The organism is Acidovorax sp. GW821-FHT10A04, assembly GCF_059415825.1.
The window spans coordinates 1-16,707 of sequence record NZ_JBWKNZ010000029.1 but is presented as its reverse complement, the minus strand read 5'-3'; the positions used below and the strand labels follow the sequence as shown (position 1 = coordinate 16,707).

Annotated in this window: 16 protein-coding genes; 9 read left to right on the top strand and 7 right to left on the bottom strand. The window is 68.9% G+C overall.

The features are described 5' to 3' along the window. Window positions 1-193: 193 nt before the first annotated feature. Genes AC07PF_RS32925 through AC07PF_RS32915 form a run of 3 tightly spaced genes read right to left on the bottom strand, consistent with a single transcriptional unit; the run spans window position 194 to window position 2,173 of the window. The gene (locus AC07PF_RS32925) at window positions 194-763 is read right to left on the bottom strand and encodes a peroxiredoxin family protein (protein ID WP_494614725.1); all 570 of its coding nucleotides are present in this window, start codon (window positions 761-763) and stop codon (window positions 194-196) included. An 11-nt stretch (window positions 764-774) separates the two neighbouring features. Continuing rightward, complete coding sequence (locus AC07PF_RS32920; protein WP_494614724.1) at window positions 775-1,317, bottom strand: carboxymuconolactone decarboxylase family protein; 543 nt, start codon at window positions 1,315-1,317, stop codon at window positions 775-777. A 52-nt stretch (window positions 1,318-1,369) separates the two neighbouring features. Further along, complete coding sequence (locus tag AC07PF_RS32915) at window positions 1,370-2,173, bottom strand: hypothetical protein (protein ID WP_494614723.1); 804 nt, start codon at window positions 2,171-2,173, stop codon at window positions 1,370-1,372. A gap of 168 nt (window positions 2,174-2,341) precedes the next feature. Here AC07PF_RS32915 and AC07PF_RS32910 point away from each other — a divergent pair, with 168 nt between their 5' ends. Then, a complete protein-coding gene (locus AC07PF_RS32910) occupies window positions 2,342-3,217 on the top strand; it encodes an AraC family transcriptional regulator (protein WP_494614722.1) in 876 nt (291 codons plus the stop codon). 23 nt (window positions 3,218-3,240) lie between these two features. On the opposite strand, the gene AC07PF_RS32905 is transcribed toward AC07PF_RS32910, so the two are convergent. Beyond that, window positions 3,241-4,116 carry a LysR family transcriptional regulator gene (locus AC07PF_RS32905; protein ID WP_007856784.1) on the bottom strand — a complete coding sequence of 292 codons (876 nt, stop codon included), beginning with the start codon at window positions 4,114-4,116 and terminating at the stop codon, window positions 3,241-3,243. A 124-nt stretch (window positions 4,117-4,240) separates the two neighbouring features. Here AC07PF_RS32905 and AC07PF_RS32900 point away from each other — a divergent pair, with 124 nt between their 5' ends. From AC07PF_RS32900 to AC07PF_RS32890, 3 genes are read left to right on the top strand one after another with little or no spacing between them, the layout of a single operon-like run. Continuing rightward, a complete protein-coding gene (locus AC07PF_RS32900; protein ID WP_494614721.1) occupies window positions 4,241-5,377 on the top strand; it encodes a mandelate racemase/muconate lactonizing enzyme family protein in 1,137 nt (378 codons plus the stop codon). Beyond that, on the top strand, window positions 5,374-6,309 hold the full coding sequence (locus AC07PF_RS32895) for a dihydrodipicolinate synthase family protein (protein ID WP_494614720.1): 936 nt from the start codon (window positions 5,374-5,376) through the stop codon (window positions 6,307-6,309). The genes AC07PF_RS32900 and AC07PF_RS32895 overlap by 4 nt, the downstream gene beginning before the upstream one ends. A 44-nt stretch (window positions 6,310-6,353) precedes the next feature. After that, the gene (locus AC07PF_RS32890) at window positions 6,354-7,370 is read left to right on the top strand and encodes a Bug family tripartite tricarboxylate transporter substrate binding protein (RefSeq protein ID WP_494614719.1); all 1,017 of its coding nucleotides are present in this window, start codon (window positions 6,354-6,356) and stop codon (window positions 7,368-7,370) included. 175 nt (window positions 7,371-7,545) lie between these two features. Here the strand turns inward: AC07PF_RS32890 and AC07PF_RS32885 are convergent, their stop codons facing one another. Continuing rightward, window positions 7,546-8,475 (bottom strand): LysR family transcriptional regulator, encoded by a 930-nt coding sequence (locus AC07PF_RS32885; protein ID WP_494614718.1) that lies wholly within the window; start codon window positions 8,473-8,475, stop codon window positions 7,546-7,548. A 122-nt stretch (window positions 8,476-8,597) separates the two neighbouring features. Here AC07PF_RS32885 and AC07PF_RS32880 point away from each other — a divergent pair, with 122 nt between their 5' ends. The 5 genes from AC07PF_RS32880 to AC07PF_RS32860 all read left to right on the top strand — a co-directional run bounded on the left by AC07PF_RS32880 (window position 8,598) and on the right by AC07PF_RS32860 (window position 13,525). Then, window positions 8,598-9,611 carry a Bug family tripartite tricarboxylate transporter substrate binding protein gene (locus AC07PF_RS32880; protein WP_494614717.1) on the top strand — a complete coding sequence of 338 codons (1,014 nt, stop codon included), beginning with the start codon at window positions 8,598-8,600 and terminating at the stop codon, window positions 9,609-9,611. A gap of 25 nt (window positions 9,612-9,636) precedes the next feature. Continuing rightward, window positions 9,637-10,848 (top strand): Rieske 2Fe-2S domain-containing protein, encoded by a 1,212-nt coding sequence (locus AC07PF_RS32875; protein ID WP_494614716.1) that lies wholly within the window; start codon window positions 9,637-9,639, stop codon window positions 10,846-10,848. Then, window positions 10,845-11,834: a PDR/VanB family oxidoreductase gene (locus AC07PF_RS32870; protein WP_494614715.1), complete on the top strand. Its 990-nt coding sequence runs from the start codon at window positions 10,845-10,847 to the stop codon at window positions 11,832-11,834. Before AC07PF_RS32875 ends, AC07PF_RS32870 begins: the two co-directional genes overlap by 4 nt. A 21-nt stretch (window positions 11,835-11,855) precedes the next feature. Then, complete coding sequence (locus AC07PF_RS32865) at window positions 11,856-12,158, top strand: hypothetical protein (protein WP_494606276.1); 303 nt, start codon at window positions 11,856-11,858, stop codon at window positions 12,156-12,158. Between the two features lie 290 nt (window positions 12,159-12,448). Then, window positions 12,449-13,525, top strand: a complete 1,077-nt coding sequence (locus AC07PF_RS32860; RefSeq protein WP_007856794.1) for a metallophosphoesterase — start codon at window positions 12,449-12,451, stop codon at window positions 13,523-13,525. Window positions 13,526-13,781: 256 nt separating this feature from the next. On the opposite strand, the gene AC07PF_RS32855 is transcribed toward AC07PF_RS32860, so the two are convergent. Continuing rightward, window positions 13,782-15,263, bottom strand: coding sequence for an RCC1 domain-containing protein (locus tag AC07PF_RS32855; protein ID WP_494614714.1), 1,482 nt, complete (start codon window positions 15,261-15,263; stop codon window positions 13,782-13,784). A gap of 517 nt (window positions 15,264-15,780) precedes the next feature. Next, window positions 15,781-16,149, bottom strand: a complete 369-nt coding sequence (locus AC07PF_RS32850) for a hypothetical protein (protein ID WP_494614713.1) — start codon at window positions 16,147-16,149, stop codon at window positions 15,781-15,783. Window positions 16,150-16,707 lie beyond the last annotated feature (558 nt).

The window sequence follows — 16,707 nt, the reverse complement described above, 5'->3', positions numbered from 1 at the left end:
GGCTGCCCCCGTTCGCCCGACAGGGCGTACGGGGGACGCAGACTGGGGGTCGCCTTCTCTTTGGTGACTTTCTCTTGGCGACGCAAGAGAAAGTTACTGCGCCGCCGGGCGCACATCCCGGCCCCCGCCCTTTGCAAAAGCACGCCGCCAACAAGCGCAGAGCCATCGCAATCCATCGCTCCCCTGCAGACGCTCAACCAGACACCACGCAGCCATTGGCATCACAGACCGCGCCCCGCGCATGAACATCGCCAGCAGCAGGCGTGGCCTCGCCCGAAGCCATTCCGGCCCGGGCTACGGCCTCCGGCTCGGCCACTAGCCGCGCCACGAGAGCCCCCACTCGCATGTCATCGATGCGACCGAAGTTGTTCAGCCTCAAGCGCCCCCTGCGATCGATCAGCAACAGGCTGGGCGTACCGCGCAAACCGTAGGCCTGCATGGTGCGCGGAAGCGGCCCACTGGCATCCGGCCTATCGATGCCGATGGGAAAGGGGAGCCGGTACTCGTGCACGAAGGCTTCGAGCGCCTGCGGCGTCATCACCGCATGGTGTTCGAACACCGAGTGCAGCCCCAGCACGGCCACATCGCGCTCGTCGAACATGGCGTGGAGGGCGGCAGCCTGGGGCAGGCCATGGGCCACGCAGCCGGGGCAGAGCATCTGGAAGGCGTGGATCACCACCACCTTGCCGCGCAGGCCTTGCAGCGTGATGGGCGCATCGGTGTTGAGCCACTGGGCAATCTCCAACTCGGGTGCGTAGTCCATGGCCAGGCCTTTCAGCGCTTGAGCGCTACGGAAGGAAAGTCCACCGGCACCGCGAAGGCCACGTTCACATAGTTGGTGAACAGGTTGAGCGCTACGTGGGCGACGATCTCGACCGCCTGGCCGTCGCTGAAGCCGGCGCTGCGCAGGGCCTGCACGTCGGCTTCGGACACCTGGCCGCGGGCTTCCACGAGCTTCAGGGCAAAGGCCAGGGCGGCGGCGGTGCGGGGGTCGTCGGACTGGCCGGTCTGCGCGGCACCCATTTCGGCGGCGCTGGCGCCGGCCTTGCGGCCCAGGGCGGTGTGGGCGGCCAGGCAGTAATGGCAGTCGTTGCGGTTGGCCACGGCCACGGCAATCTTTTCGCCGAGCTGGGCATCGATGCTGCTGCCGTTGCCCAGCGCACCGAAGAAGCCCCACATGGCGTTGAGTGCGGCGGGCGACTGGGCCGCCGTGCGGAACATGTTGGGCGTGGCGCCGAAGGCGCCGTGGATGGCGTCGAGCGTGCCGGCGACGCTGGCGGGGGCGGATGCGCGGTCGATCAGGGGGATGCGGTTCATGGTGGTGGTTCCTTGGTCAGGGTTGGTTGGGGTTGGGGAAGGAGCAGGGAATTCAGCGGTTCACTTTGCCGGGGAGTGACAGGTCGCCCGAGGCGACCTTCATCACATCGGGCACGCACAGCAGCGGCGCATGCACGCTGGCGTTCACGCGCAGCACGGCGGCCACGCCGTCGAAGCTGGCGGCCTGCACCACGCCGATATCGTCGAAGGGCACCTTCACCTCCAGCGTCTGGCCGCTGAAATGCGGGTGCCAGCCGGGGCTGTCGATCAGGATGGGCAGGCCGGGCCAGGTCTTGGGCAGCCGGGGCTTGGCGCCTTCGGGGATGTCCACCACCTTGAGCTTGCCCTTGCCGCAGGCATCGTCGGGCTGCAGCACCACCCAGTGCGAGTGCCACACATCGCCATCGTTGGCGGGGTTGCCGTCGCCGTTCTCGTCGAACAGCGGCGTGTCGTCGAAGTCGGGGTGCGAGGTCACGGCAAAGGCCAGGATGCCGGCCTTGGGCTCGAAGCCCACGGTGGATGGGTCCAGCGTGGTCGGCCAGACGTACGAGAACACCGCGCTGCCGGCCAGCTTGCCCGACCTGGCGGGCCTGGTGGCGCCGGCCTTGCCCGACACAGCCACGTGGAAGACGGCGGTGTTGCCTTCGGTGCTGATGCGGGTGTGGAAGATGTCGAAGGCCGGCTTGACCTTGGGCGCCGGTGCGGTGCGGATGCCGCCGGTGTGCGGGTCGTTCTTGCCGGTGGCCTTGCCGTGGCGGTGCGCGTCGTGGGCGCTGGCGCTGCAGGCCAGGGCCACCAGGGCCAGCGCGGTGGCGCTGCGGTGGAGGAGGCTGCTGCGGGAGAAGGTGCGTCGCATGGCTGGCTACTTTCCTTGGGGTGGTATGTCGATGGAGGCTTGTCGCGGCGTCTGCAGGAGGGTGGCTGCTGCAGAAACCGTGGAATGAAGTTTGCGCCCCGGTGCAGTAAAATATGGCGCGTTGTGTCCTTGAAACATGCCATTTCGTCCTGATTGGGCCCTGCCGACATGAATGCCCCTCTGCCACAACCCATCGACCGGCTGTCCGCGCTGCTCGAGCGCTTTCGCCTGCGGGCACACCTGTTCCATGCGGGGCCGCTGTGCGGTGTGACGCACTTCGCGGCGCAGCCGGGGCGGGGGTTTCTGCACGTGCTGCGCAGTGGCGAGATGGAGGTCACGCACCGCGCACGCGGCGTCAAGCGCCGGCTGCAGGTGACCGAGCCCACGCTGCTGTTCTACCCGCGGCCGCTGGCGCACGACTTCCACAACGCGCCGGTGGACGGGGCCGATTTCGTCTGCGCCACGCTGGACTTCGAGGGCGGCGACAGCCACCCGCTGGTGCGCGCACTGCCGCCGCTGCTGGCCCTGCCGCTGCGCGAGGTGGACGGCCTGGAACATACGCTGGCGTTGCTGTTCGCCGAGACCGAGCGCCTGCGCTGCGGCCAGCGCCTGCTGGCCGACCGCCTGTTCGAGGTGCTGGTGATCCAGCTGCTGCGCTGGCTGCTGGACCACACGGGCGAGACCGAGCTGCCCGCCGGCCTGCTCACCGGCCTGGCCGAGCCGCGCCTGGCTCGCACCCTGGTGGCCTTGCACGAGCGGCCCGAGGCCGACTGGACGCTGGACACCATGGCCGCACAGGCCGGCATGTCGCGCAGCGCGTTCGCCGCGGCCTTTCGCACCCACGTGGGCCAGCCCCCGGCGGACTACCTGGCCCAGTGGCGCATGGCCATTGCGCAGACCCTGCTGCGCCAGGGCACCCCGGTCAAGGCCGCGGCGGACCAGCTCGGCTATGCCAGTGCGTCATCGTTCTCGCGCGCGTTCACGCAGGTGGTGGGGCAGGGGCCGCGGGCGTGGGTGCAGGCAGCGCAGCCGCAGCGGGCATGAGTCCCGGCCCGCGGTCCCGTGGATCAGGCCGAAAAGTGCTCCTGCGCCACGCCGTGGAACTCCTGCGCCAGCGCTGCGCGCACGGCCCCGCGCAGCCACAGCAGGCCCACTTCGCGTTCGGGTGAGGTACCGGGCAGGGGGTGCTTGCGCAGCCGCGGGTCCACCGGCCCGATGACCGCCCAGTCGGGCAGCACCGAAATGCCCAGGCCCTCGGCCACGAGCTTGGCGATGGCGTCGATGCCGTCGAGCTCGAAGCGCACGCGCGGCCGTATGCCGTGGGCGCGCAGGTAGCCGTCGGCCAGGCGCCCGCCCACCACCTTGCGGTCGTACAGGATGAAGGGCTCGGCCGCCAGGGTCTGTAGCACGTCCTTGACCTTCAGCTCGCGCGCGGTGACGAGCACCAGCTTTTCGCGCCGCAGCAGGCGCCATTCGCACACCTTGGGCAGCTCGAACAGCGGGTGCACGAGCAGCGCGGCGTCGAGCTCGCCATTGAGGACGCGCGTGTACAGCTGGGTGGTGGGAGCCGGCTCGATGTAGATCTCGATGTCTTCGTGGCGCTTTGTCCAGGTGCGCAGGATGGGCGGGAGCATGCCCGTCATGCCGACGGGCGTGGTGCCCAGCTTGAGCGGCCCGGCAGGCAGGCGCGTGGCGCTGGCCACGGAGCGCAGGTCGCGCACCTCGCGCAGCACGGCGGGCGCGCGCTCCATCACGCGCAGGCCGGCGGCGGTGGGCTTGACGGTGCGGCCCGTGCGCCCGATGAGGCGGCTGCCCAGGTCGACCTCCAGCGCGTGCACGCGCTGCGCCACCGTGGCGGGCGTGAGGTTGAGCTCGCGCGCGGCGGCGGCCATCGAACCCAGTTCGACGACGCGGCTGAAGGTGTGCAGAAACTGGGTGTCCATAGGGAATGCAAGCACATCAAGAAGATGCTTTTTGCATCTTTTGATTATGCCTGAGCGTGCTTGAACCGATGGTGTCGCCTGCCCAGAATGAAGTCTCCCTTGGCTTTCATCCGATTCAATCCCTATGCCCCGTATCCAATCCATCGAAGTCTGCGCCGTTGCCCTGCCGCTGGACCGTGTCACCTCCTTCGCGCGCCGTACCGTGAGCGCGCGCCACTACGGCCTGGTCCGTGTCCGCTCCGACGAGGGGCTCTCGGGCATCGGCTTTTGCTATGTCGGCAGCGCCGCGGGCCGGCTGTTCACCGTGGCCGTGGAGGACCTGCTGGCCAAGGTGCTGATCGGCCGCGATTCGCACGAGGTGGAGGGGCTGTGGGCGCAGATGTACCAGGAGGCGCTGCTGCACGGCCGCGCCGGCACGGTGATGCGCGCCATCAGCGCGCTGGACACCGCGCTGTGGGACCTGAACGCACGCAGCGTGGGCCTGCCCCTGCACCGCTACCTGGGCGCCAACGCGCTGGACACGGTGCCCGGCTATGCCAGCGGCGGCTACTACCTCGACGGCAAGACGCCGCAGCACCTGGGCGAGGAGATGGCCAGCTACGTGGCCATGGGCTTCCAGGCGGTGAAGATGAAGACCGGGCGCCTGTCCCCGGCCGAGGAAGAGGCGCGCCTGCGCGCGGCCCGCGAGGCCGTGGGGCCGGACGTGGAGCTGATGATGGACTGCAACAACGGCTGGACCGACCTGACGCAAGCACTGCAGTACATGCAGCGCTTCGAGCCCTACCGCCCATACTTCATCGAGGAGCCGTTCTCGCCCGACGACATCGACAACCATGCGCGGCTGGCGCGCGCCACGCGCGTGCCGGTGGCCACGGCAGAGATCGGCTATGGCCGCTGGTACCACCAGGCGCTGCTGGAAAAGCAGGCCGCCGCCATCCTGCAGACCGATGCCGTGGTGTGCGGCGGCATCACCGAATGGCGGCGCATTGCGGCCAACGCGGCCAGCCATGGCGTGGTGATGTGCCCGCACTGGTTCCACGACGTGCATGCGCCGCTGGTAGCGGCCACGCCCAATGCGCGCTATGTGGAGTTCTTCTGGGACGACCAGGTGCTGAACTTCCGCCGCCTGATCGACCGCCAGCTCGGGCAGCGCAACGGCCAGATCACGCTGCACACCACCCCGGGCCTGGGCTTCGACTTCGACGAGCAGGAGATTGCGCGCCACGCCCGCTGGACGCGCATCGACGGGAGCGCGCTGTGAGCGGCGCGCCGCGCCTGCAGGGCGTGCTGTCGCCCGTGGTCACACCCTTCGGGGCCGACGGCGCGCCATCGCCCGTGCGCCTGCTGGACCACTGCCGCTGGCTGCTGTCGCAGGATGTGGGGCTGGCAGTCTTTGGCACCAACTCTGAGGGGAATTCGCTGTCGCTCCTGGAAAAGCGCCAGCTGCTCGACCACCTGGCGGCTGGCGGCATACCAGGCCAGCGCCTGATGCCGGGCACCGGCACCTGCGCGATCCCGGAGACGGTGGAACTGACGCGCCACGCCGTGCAGCTGGGCTGCGCCGGGGTGCTGGTGCTGCCGCCGTTCTACTACAAGGGCACGGGCGACGAGGGGTTGTTCGCCTACTTCGCCCGCGTGATCGAGGGGGTGGCCGATGCGCGGCTGCGCGTGTACCTGTACCACATACCGCCGGTGGCGCAGGTAGGCATCGGCCCGGCGCTGATCGAGCGCCTGCTCAAGGCCTACCCCGGCGTGGTGGCGGGCATCAAGGACAGCTCGGGCGACGCCAGCAACACCGCGCTGCTGCTGCGCGAGTTCCAGCCCGCGGGCTTCGATGTGTTTGCGGGCAACGAGACGCTGCTGCTGTCCACCCTGCGAGCGGGGGGCGCCGGCTGCATCACGGCCACGGGCAATGTCAACCCCGCGGCCATTGCGCGGCTGTACCGCAGCTGGCAGGCGCCGGACGCCGACGCGCAGCAGGCGCAACTGGACGCCGTGCGTGCGGCCTTCCAGGCCTTTCCCATCATCGCCGCGATGAAGTGGGCCCTGGCCCGGGCGACGGGCGATGCCAGCTGGGCACAGGTGCGCCCGCCGCTGGTGGCACTGGCGCCGGACCAGGCGCAGGCGCTCGCGCAGCGCCTCGACGCGCTGGGCTTTGCGATGCCGCGGACCGGGGCCCTGGCCGCGGCATAGGCGGCCCCATTCACGACAACAATACCGACAAGGAGACAAACACCATGCAAAGCAACCGCCGCCAATGGCTGCTGGCCGCAACGGCTGCAGCAGCGGGCCTGCCCGTGCTGGGCGCCGTCGCAGCCCCCGCAGGCCCGGCCACCGCCGCCGCCGCCGCAACACTTCCGTCCGGGCCCATCAAGCTGGTCGTGGGTTTTCCGCCCGGGGGCGGCACCGACATTCTGGCGCGCCTGCTGGCGCAGAAGCTGCAGGTGCTGTGGGGCCGCACGGTGATCGTGGAGAACCGCGCCGGTGTGTCCGGCACCCTTGCCGCAGACTACGTGGCCAAGCAGCCGGGCGATGGCAACACCTTGCTGCTGGCCCACATCAGCAGCAACGGCATCGCGCCCGGGCTGTACCCCAAGCTCGGCTATTCCGCGGAAAAGGACTTCGCGCCGATCACCATGGTGGGCGCCACGCCGATGGTGGTTATGTGCAAGCCCGACAAGGGCCTGCGCAGCCTGGAAGCCTTGATCGAGCGCTGCCGCCAGCAGCCCGGGCGGGTGAGCTTTGGCTCGGCCGGCACGGGCTCTGCCCAGCACCTGGCGATGGAGGAGCTGCGCCGGCGCGCCGGGATCGAGGTGCTGCACGTTCCCTACAAAGGGTCGGCGCCCATGGTCACGGACCTGCTGGGCGGGCAGATCGATGCCTGCTTCGAGGGCATGACCACGGCCACGCCTTACCTCAAGGCGGGCAAGCTGCAGGGCCTGGCCACCACCCGCCTGCAGCGGGCCAAGGGCTTTGCCGACCTGCCGACCCTGGCCGAAAAAGGCTATGCCGGCTTCGACGCGAGCATCTGGTTTGCGCTGGCCGCGCCCGCGGCCATGTCGGCGGCCCTGGTGCAGCGCATGAATGCGGACGTGAACCAGGTCCTGGCATCGGCCGACCTGCAGGCCAAGCTGGCCGAGATCGGCGCCGAGGACAGCGGCGGCACGCCGGAGCGCCTGGGGTCCTTCATGCGGGCGGAGCAGGCGCGCTGGGCCCGGCTGATCCGCGAGGCGAAGATCACGCCCGACAGCTGAGCAGGTATGAACGAAGCCGACATGCGCGCTGATGCCGCCACGACACGCACACCCGTCGAAAGCAAATGCTCGCCATGGCCCGGGCCATGGCTGCGCTTTGCGCCTGAATCGCACCCATTGTGGCGGCCTGCCCGGAGACGCCGGATGCATCACACCTTCTGGGCGGCGAGATCTGTCAGTCCTTGCCCATGGCGTGGCCGTGCTGCAGGATCTCGTCCTTGAGCCAGAGCACGGCGGGGTCGGCATTGGAGCGTTCGGCCCAGCAGACGTAGAGGCGGTAGTCGGGCAGCTCCACGGGCAGGGCGGTGCTGGCGAGCTGGGCGGCGTAGTGGCGGGCCACGCGCTGCGGGAACACGGCGATGAGGGCGCTGTGCTCGTCGCCGCACATCAGCTCCACCATCTGGCTGAAGGTGGCCACGGCGGCCTGCACCAGGCGCTGGCGGCCTTTGCGGGCCAGGGCCTGGTCCACGGTGTCGTCGAGTACGGAGCGGGTCTGCCCCAGCACCACGTGGGGCGCGGTGCAGAAGGCATCGAGCCCCATGGGCGCGGCCAGGGCCGGGTGGCCGTGGCGCGCCACGGCCACGTAGCCGTCGTCGTAGAGCAGCGTGGATTCGACCCCGTTGGCGGGCGACAGGCGCGGGTGCAGGCCCACGTCCACGTCGCCCTTGCGCAAGCGCTCGGTGAGGCGGCCGTAGTCGGCCAGCTCCCAGGACAGGCGCATGCGCGAGCCCAGCCGCGTGAGCTCGGCGCACAGCAGGGGCAGCATCACGCGGCAGGTATGGTCGCTGCCGGTGATGCGCAGGATGCGGTCGGACGTGGCGGGGTCGAACGCCTGCTCCAGGCTCATGAGCTTGTGCATCTCGTGCAGCACGGCCTCCACGCGCGGCGCCAGCGCGAGTGCGCGCGGCGTGGGCACGATGCCGTGGCTGGTGCGCGTGAACAGCGGGTCGCCAAAGACCTCGCGCAGGCGCTTGAGCGATGCGCTCACCGCCGGCTGGCTCAGGAACAGGCGCGCGGCCGCGCGCGACACGCTGCCCTCGCGCAGCAGCGCATCGAAGGTGCGCAGCATGGGCAGGTCCAGGCCCCGGATATCAGACTGGCCCATATCAGCTATCCAAACGTTTGAATTGATCCATGTCGGCTTGTCTCCTATCGTAACGGTACCCCAGGCGATGCGCGATGCGGATTGCGCCGGCCACCAACGATGAACGACAACGGAGACAAGACATGACCAAGAATGCAGGACTGCGCGTGCGCAGGCGAACCGTGCTGGCCCTGGGCGCGGCCTTGGCGCTGCCCGGCGGCGCGGCATGGGCGCAGGCCACCGCACAGGCGAACGCGAACGCCTTTCCCTCGCGGGTGATCCGCATCGTGCCCTTCGGCACGGCGGGCGGGCCCATCGATGCGATTGCGCGCGTGTATGCCGACAAGCTGCAGCAGCGCTGGGGGCAGAGCATCATCGTGGATGCCAAGCCGGGCGCCAGCGGCATCATTGCCGCCGATGCGGTGGCCAAGGCCGCGCCGGACGGGCATACGGTGATGCTGACGCTGCCGCTCACGCACATCAACAACGCCATCCTGCAGCCCAAGCTGCCGTACGACCCGGTGAAGGACTTCGAGCCCATCTCGCAGCTTGCGCTGGGCGGGCCCATGCTGGTGGCGCGCGCCGATGCGCCCTATAGCAACCTGCCGGAGTTCGTGGCGTTTGCCCGGCAGAAGAAGAACCTGACCTACGGCACCTGGGGCAACGGTTCGGCCGCGCACCTGATGGGCGAGCTGCTCAAGCGCCAGACGGGGGCGGAATTGATCCACGTGCCCTACAAGGCCGAGGCCGCGGCGCACAACGACCTGTTCGGCGGCCAGCTGGACTTTGCCTGGGCCAACCCGGCCACGGCGCGGGCCCAGGCGCAGGGCGGGCGCATGAAGGTGCTGGGCATCGCGGCCAGCGGGCGCGTGTCGTCGCTTCCGGAGGTCAAGACCTTTGCGGAGCAGGGCTTCGCCGGCTTCGACCTGGACAGCTGGATCGGCGTGTACGCCCCCGCGAAGACGCCGCCCGCCGTGCTGCAGAAGTGGAACGACGCGCTGCGCGAGATCACCAGGATGCCCGAGGTGCGCGAGAAGCTGGCGAGCTTCGGCTTCGAGCCCCTGGGCAACACGGCGGCGCAGTTCAAGGCCAGCTATGCGGCCGACTACCCGCGGGTGGCAGAACTCATCAAAGCGGCGGGCGTGACCCTCGACTGATTTCGGACAACAAGGAATTCACTGCATGAACCCCGGCACTGCACCCCACAAGGTGATCCCCATCGCCGTCGACACCGGCACGGCCTACGGACTGGCCGCGCCGTCTTCCAACCTCACGCTGGCCCAGGTGGGCGCGGGCACGCCCATGGGCGAACTGCTGCGCCGCTACTGGCACCCCATCGGTCTGGCGGCCGACGCCACCGACACGCCGCGCCAGGTGCGCGTGCTGGGGGAAGACCTGATCCTGTTTCGCGACAAGACCGGCCGGCCCGGCCTGGTGTACCCGCACTGCGCGCACCGGGGCACGTCGCTGTACTACGGCAAGGTGGAGGAGCGCGGCATCCGCTGCTGCTACCACGGCTGGCTGTTCGATGTGGAGGGCCACTGCGTGGAGCAGCCCTGCGAGCCCGAGATGGGCCGCGCACGCGGCAAGGTGCGCCAGCCCTGGTACCCCGTGCAGGAGCAGTACGGCTTGGTATGGGCCTACCTGGGCCCTGCCGACAAGAAGCCGGTGCTGCCGCGCTACGACGCGCTGGAGCGGCTGGACGCGGGCGAGCTGCTGGAGGCCAACGACGCCAGCATCGGCGGCGGCGGCCCGGCCATCGTGCCGTGCAACTGGCTGCAGCACTACGAGAACCTGGTGGACCCTTTCCACGTGGTGGTGCTGCATTCGACCTTCAGCGGCACGCAGTTCGTCGAGCAGATGGCCGAGATGCCCAAGGTGACCTGGGACACCGTGCCCCTGGGCGTGCGCACCACCTCGCTGCGCACCCTGCCGGACGGCCGCACCTTCCGCCGCATCAGTCAGGCCGGCCTGCCCACGCTGCGCGTGATACCGAGCCCCCGGCTGGGGCGCTACGGGCGCGTGGAATCGCTGGGCTGGGTGCTGCCCATCGACGACCACCACTTTCGCATCTACGTGGTGGGCCGCGTGGCCGAGGTGGGTGAGCTGGCGCGCATGCGCTCGCGCATGAACGGCAAGCTGTGGGAGGAACTGACCGAGCAAGAGCACCGCGCCATGCCGGGCGACTACGAGGCCATGGTGAGCCAGGGCCCCATCACCCACCATTCCGAAGAGCACCTGGCCACCAGCGACCGCGGCATCGTCATGCTGCGCCGCCTGCTGCAGCAGCAGGTGGACAAGGTGCAGCGCGGGGAAGATCCGGCGGGGGTGGGCTTCGATCCCGATGCGCCCCCCGTCGTTTTCGACGCCGGCAATTTCCTGGAAGGCGAATGACTGCCGCCGCCGGGATGAACACCCTTGCCGTGCGGGTGGCCCGCCGCTGGCCCGAGGCGCGCGGCATCGAGGCCTTCGAGCTGGTGCACCCGCACGGGGATGCGCTGCCGGCCTTCCGCGCGGGGGCGCATGTGGACGTGCACCTGCCCGGAGCCATGGTGCGGCCCTACTCGATCTGCAGCGCGCCGCACGAGCTTTGGCGCTACCTGATCTGCGTGCTGCGCGAGCCCGCGTCGCGCGGCGGATCGCGCGCGCTGCACGATGCCGTGCAGGAAGGTGACGTGCTGCGCATCGGCCGCCCGCGCAACCTGTTCGCGCTGGCCGAGGGCGCCAGCCACCATTTGCTGCTGGCCGGGGGCATCGGCATCACGCCCATCCTCTGCATGGCGCAGCAACTGGTGCAGGCGGGCGATGGCAAGCATTTCGCGCTGCACTATGCGGTGCAGGAGCGCGAGCGTGCGGCGCTGCTGGGGGCCTTGGCGGCGCCGGGCCTGGCGGAGCGCTCGCACCTGTATTGCAGCAGCGGGGGCGAGGTGCCGGCGCGCATGGACATCGGCCAGTTGCTGGCGCAGGCCGCAGCGGGCACCCATGTGTATGCCTGCGGCCCCGCGCGCTTCGTGCAGGCCGTGCAGTCGGCCGCTGCCGCGCAGGGCTGGGCGGGCGAGCGTGTGCACGTGGAGCTGTTCGCGGCGCCGCAGCTGCTGCGCGGCGACGGCGATGCGGCCTTTGAGCTGGTGCTGGCCCGCTCGGGCCGTGTGGTGGATGTGCCGGCCGGCTGCAGCGCCACCGAGGCCCTGGCCGCCGCCGGCGTGGCCGTGCCCACCTCGTGCGCGCAGGGCGTGTGCGGCACCTGCCTCATGGGCGTGGTGTCGGGCGTGCCGGACCACCGCGACATGTACCTCTCGGCCGAGGAGCAGTTGCGCAACGACCAGTTCCTGCCATGCTGCTCGCGCGCGCTGACGGGGCGGCTGGTGGTGGACCTCTGACAGGCCAGGGCAACTTTTTGCGTGCTGGCGCACTCTTACCTGCAGCCGGCCACCGCTGTGGACGGCAAGGTGCCCACCATGAACGAACTCGAACTGCTGCAGGGCCTGGGCCTGCAGCTGCCCAGCCCGGCCTACCTCATCGGTGCGCTGGTCTTCGGCCTCATCGGCTGGGTGGTGTGGCGCCGCGGGCGCCGGCAGGCGCGGCCCGCGCTGACCTGGAGTGGCGTGGCGCTGATGTTCTACCCCTACCTCGTCACCCGCACCTGGCTGCTGTGGGGCGTGGGTGTGGCACTGTGCGCCTGGGTCTGGCTGCAGTGGGAGTGAATGGCCTGGCCTGCCCTCAGCAGAACACCAGCGCCAGCAGGGCGGGGTCGTCCATGAGGTTCAGCAGCGCGTAGTCGGCCCAGCGGTAGGCGAAGAAGAGGGCTTGGTCGGTCCAGCGGTCCAGGGGCATGGGCGGCGATTATGGGGGATGCTGCGGCCCCAACCCAGGGCATGCCGGCGCCTGCCTGGCGCCAGGGCGCGTTGCAGGCGGGTATGCTGACGGCATTGTTGCCACAGCGGCATGACCGACCCCCCCCTTGACGACAACTCTCCTGGAGCCCGTTGCCCCCATGAGCCTGATCCAACCCCTGCCCCCCGGCCCGCTCGACATCGTGGGTGACATCCATGGCGAGTACGAGGCGCTGGTGCAGTTGCTCGGGCACCTGGGCTACGACGCCGAGGGCGGCCATGCCCAGGGGCGCACCCTGGTCTTCGTGGGCGATTTCTGCGACCGCGGGCCGGACAGCCCGGCGGTGCTGGGCCTGGCGCAGCGCCTGGTGCAGGCGGGCCGGGCGGTGGCGGTGCTGGGCAACCACGAGATCAATTTGCTGCGCGAGGATGCCAAGGACGGGTCGGGCTGGTTCTTCGACGCGCGCATGGTGCGCGACCACGACAAGTACGCCCCCTCGGCGCGGCCCACACCGGCGCAGCGCCGCTCCATCGTGGAGTTTCTGTCGGTGCTGCCCATCGCGCTGGAGCGCGATGACCTGCGCGTGGTGCACGCCGCCTGGCAGGACGTGCAGATCGAGGCCGCGCGCCTGCTGCCCCTGGGCTCGGTGCGCAGCGAGTACGACCACTGGGAGAGCGCCGCCAGCCGCCAGGCGCGCGAGACGGCGCTGGAGCAGCGCATGGCCCAGGAGCTGGAGCACTGGCTGCATGGCCTGGAGAACAACCTGCACCAGCCGCCGTTTTTGCATGCGCATGCCGAGAACGAGTCCAACAAGCAGATGCTCAACCCGCTCAAGGTGCTGACCTCGGGCGTGGAGAGCACGGGGCGCTCGCCCTTTTTCGCGGGTGGGCGCTGGCGCTTTACCGAGCGCCAGGCCTGGTGGAACAGTTACAGCGACGATGTGCCGGTGGTGGTGGGCCACTACTGGCGCCGCCTGCGCCCCATCGACCGCAGCGTGGTGGGCAAGGGCGATGCCGACCTGTTTGCCAACACCCACCCGCTGGCCTGGCACGGCCAGCGCGGCAATGTGTTCTGCGTGGATTTTTCGGCCGGTGGGCGCTGGGCCGAGCGCAAGGCGGGCAAGGTGGTGGGGCACGACTTCAAGCTGGCGGCCTTGCGCTGGCCCGAGCGGGTGCTGCAGTTCGACGACGGGGTGGTGCAGGCCACGCAGGGATTTGGGACACCGGGCAACCCGTAGCCGGTGGTGCCTGCCGCGCGCAGGGCGGCATCATCTTCCATGCGCCATCGCGAAGCCGCTGGCTGCCGGAGGCCACCAGGAACCCGGCGGTTGCGAGCACGCAGCCAAGTCAAGGCCGTGCTCGCGGTGATGCACCGGTGCTGGCGCCGCCAGTGATCTCACCCTTGCCAGGCAGTGGCACTGCTGCAGCGCTGCCCAGAAAAAACGCCCACCTGTACGGGCGGGCGTTGCCTTGGGATCTACCTGCACATACCGGCTATTGGATGTCGTAGACCCGCTTGTAGCGCAGGCTGTTGAGCATTTCACCCAAACTCTCGGCGGTGGTTGCACCCAGTCCATAGCCGATGAAAAAGGCGGTGCCTGACAAGTGGGTCATGTCCTGGTTCAAAAACAAGACGGTGGATGTGTTTTGCAGGCGGTCGGCCCAGGCCAGCGGGTTGGCCGGATTGAGGCGGTCGAAATTGGGCACCGAGTAGGTGTACATGGTGCCGTCGGGCGTGATGGCCACGAGGTAGGGGTTGCCCTTGGCGCCAGTGGCCAGGTGTTCGGGTTGGATCTCCACGTACGCGGTCAGCGTCAGGCGGGTCCGGGTCCCGATGGCCACCATGGTGCCTAGCCCGGATGCACCCGCGCCCTCGAACACCACGCGCACCGGCGCCGGTTGCGATGGCCCCACCGGCCCCACACCCAGTTGCCCATAGTCGTTGTTGCCCCAGGCCAGGAGCGTGCCGTCGGTGGTGAGTGCCAGGGAGTGCATGGAGGATGCCGCGACCTGTGCATACCCGGCGCCAAGCGGTTGCGGGATTTCCGTGTTGCTTTGGGTGCCATTGCCCAGTTGGCCCTTGTCATTGGAGCCCCAGGCCCAGGCCGTGCCATCGGCCTTCAGCGCCACCGTGTGGCTGGAACCTTTGGTGACCTGGCGATAGCCGCCACCCACCAGCACGGGGGCTTCGCGCTCTTTCCATTGCCAGAGCGTTCCATCCTCCTTCACGCCTGCGGCCGAGCGGGAGCCCAAGGCCAGCTGCACGAAACCACGGTCCACCGGGCCGGCGTTGCCGTAGCCGCCCTGCCAGCCCGGGTTGATGAACAGGTCCCCGGAGTACACGTTCAAAAAAACAGACCGTATGGCGCCGTCTTCCAGCAAGAACAACGCGTTGTTGCGGCCACTGACCATTTGCCGGTAGCCGGGTGGCGCCCGGTCCAATATGCCGTCGCTACCGGCATTCCCGTTGAAGAGATTTTTCATATGGTCCCAGTACCAGAAGGATCCGTCTGTCTTCCTGGCGGTTTCCGAGGTCATCAGCTGCGCAAAGCCACTGCCCACCTGCACCGGCTGGGTTACGGCCAGCTCCTGGGCTCTCGCCGTCCCCACAACGCCCCACATCCACAATGTGCCATCGGTCTTGAGGCCCACCATGTGCAAATCGCCCACAGCAACCTGGGCGAAACCGCTGCCGATCTGCACGGGCTTGTCTGCACTGACCGTGGAGCCAGTGCCCAACTGCCCATACCGGCCGTTGCCCCAGGTCCACAGCGTTCCGTCGCTGAGCACCGCTGCGGAGCTATTTGAGCCCGTGGCCATCTGCACCACCGTGGCGGCGTGCACGCTGCCCATGCCGCCAGTCACCAGGGCGAGCAGCAGCCAGGCTTTGAAGGCCACAGGCGCCAGGTGGCGGGAGGCGATGGATCGCAAGTGATGTCTTGCAAAAGACGAAAAGAATCTCATAAGAAAGCCCATCTTTGGAAGTATTGGTGAAACCTGCCGAAGCCCGCATTGGCCTCTTCAGAAAGTGCGTGCGCAACGAACGAACGAGCGAACGATGGACACGCCACGGTGGCAGCCTCCCCTCCCTGAAATCTGGCGAATGTTTTTTTACGATCAGCAGGGGGGCCTCTCTAGTGCCATGGTATGGCCGAGCCTCGCAAAAAGCGGTGACTCGCATCACCACACTCGGTCGGCCAAACAAAGCGTTACGAAATCAGTTCAGGGAAGCCGTTTGTTTCAGCCGCCGCTTGCTCCCCATCGACCGCAGCGTGGTGGGCAAGGGCGATGCCGACCTGTTCGCCAACACCCATCCGCTGGCCTGGCACGGCCAGCGCGGCAATGTGTTCTGCGTGGATTTTTCGGCCGGTGGGCGCTGGGCCGAGCGGGTGCTGCAGTTGGATGACGGGGTGGTGCAGGCGACGCAGGGGGGTGGCGCATTGAAGCCGGGCTGGCTGGCTGGCCGCAGCGCTTCTTCTCCTTCTTCTTCTCTTCAGTCCTGCGCGCGCAGTCGCTGGATGCAGAACGCGAAGAACCCGGCGGCCGCGGCCAGTGCGGTGATGCCGGGGCCGTATTTGCCCAGGGCCAGGTAGGCCAGGCCCAGCACCACGGTCACCCATTTGCCGCCGCCCATGAGTTCATCGGGGTGTGCGAGGTGCCAGGCACCGATGCCTGCGAACATGAGGGCGAGGAGCAGGTACAGGAGCCATTCGAGGGGGTGAGGGGGCTTGGGTGGGGGCGGGTTCTCTGTGGCCTTGCTTTTGCTTTTGCGCATGGCATCGCGCAGGGCGAGGAAGAGGGCAGCGAGCAGGCCGAGGATGATGAGGATGGTGAATGTGCTGATGAGGGCGGTGGCTAGCATGGTGGGGACGGTAGCACGGGGCTTGGTGGCTGCCTGGTGTTTGTTTGGACTGTGTGCCTTGTTGGAGGGCGGAGGCTGGGATGTGCGCCCGGCGGCGCACCCACCTTCTTTTGCGTCGCCAAAAGAAGGTGGGCCAAGAAAAGGCGACCCCCAGTCTGCGTCCCTTCGCTTCGCTGCGGGCAACCTGCGATGCTCGGATCTGGGGTAGTGCCGCAGAACTCGCTGCGTTCTTCGGACTCCGCTCAAACAGCTGCGGCAAGCTAGACAACGAAGTGCATGTGTCCTGCGGCACATGCACCCACCCCAGCCCCTGTGCTTCTCGGCGCAGCCAGCAGGGGTGGGGAGCGGGTACCACCCGGCTGCTGCTTCGCAGCTGCGCCTGGGGTCGGTTCGCGCTGTGCGCTGCCGACGGGGCGGTGCAAGCGCCCTGGCGAGCCGAGCGCAGCGAAGGACCACAGGCCGAGCGAAGCAATGGCCCGTATGGAGCCCGTTCCCACCCCCTTCTGACCGTGCCGAGAAGCGCAGGGCCTGGGGTGAGCGCGTGCCGAAGGACACGCG